The sequence below is a fragment of the Psychrobacter coccoides genome (assembly GCF_017498085.1).
GTDB classification, from domain to species: Bacteria; Pseudomonadota; Gammaproteobacteria; order Pseudomonadales; family Moraxellaceae; genus Psychrobacter; species Psychrobacter coccoides.
This window is the reverse complement of record NZ_JAGBKM010000072.1, coordinates 1-262: the sequence shown is the minus strand read 5'-3', so window position 1 is coordinate 262 and position 262 is coordinate 1. Positions and strand designations below refer to the sequence as shown.

The 262-nt window shown below is 41.2% G+C and carries 1 pseudogene; it reads left to right on the top strand.

Annotated elements, in window-relative coordinates:
* A pseudogene (locus J3492_RS13120) lies at positions 1-262 on the top strand (RNA-guided endonuclease InsQ/TnpB family protein); the annotation flags it as partial.

Here is a 262-nt window from a genome sequence, read left to right as displayed (position 1 = left end):
TAAAGGTCAAAAGCTCATCATTGATGTATTCGATAGTTACAACCTAAGCCTATATCAAATTAACACCTTAGAGATAGTACAAGACAGTCGTAATCGTTGGTATGCGTGTATCACCGTTAAAGACTACCCCAAACAACCGTGCGGCAAAGGTAGTGTTGGCATAGATCTAGGCTTAACAGAGTCTGCTACCACCTCAAATGGTGACAAGCTAACTATTAAGCAAACGCAAAAATGGGCGAAAAAGCTTGCTATCGCTCAACGT